Origin of the sequence: Mesorhizobium sp. M8A.F.Ca.ET.202.01.1.1 (assembly GCF_004791595.1) — a bacterium.
Lineage (GTDB): Bacteria > Pseudomonadota > Alphaproteobacteria > Rhizobiales > Rhizobiaceae > Mesorhizobium.
On sequence record NZ_SRUN01000152.1, the window covers coordinates 1 to 336 of the forward strand.

Annotated in this window: 1 pseudogene; it reads left to right on the forward strand. The window is 55.7% G+C overall.

What is annotated here, in order from left to right:
- A pseudogene (locus tag EN845_RS36560) lies at positions 1–336 on the forward strand (radical SAM protein); the annotation flags it as partial.

Here is a 336-nt window from a genome sequence, read left to right on the forward strand (position 1 = left end):
GTCCGGCAAAGAAAAGTGTCTCATGCGAGTCATCTGGGTCTTGAAGATTTCAAGCGGTGTCTGGCCCGCGTACCGACTTCCGTCGACATTGGTTTTGCGGGATACTCCGAACCTTGGCTCAATCCGGACTGCACCGAAATGGTGGAGCACGCCTTCGCCAAAGGCCATGGCATCAGGATTTTTACGACGCTGGTGGGAATGAACGGGCAGGACCTGCAGCGATTGCAAGCCTTGCGCTTGGGCGTATTCGTGGTCCATGTTTTCGATGACGGCACCTACATGAACAGCCGCCTGGTCGGAGACAAGTATCGCGATCTGGTTCGTCAACTCGTCGAC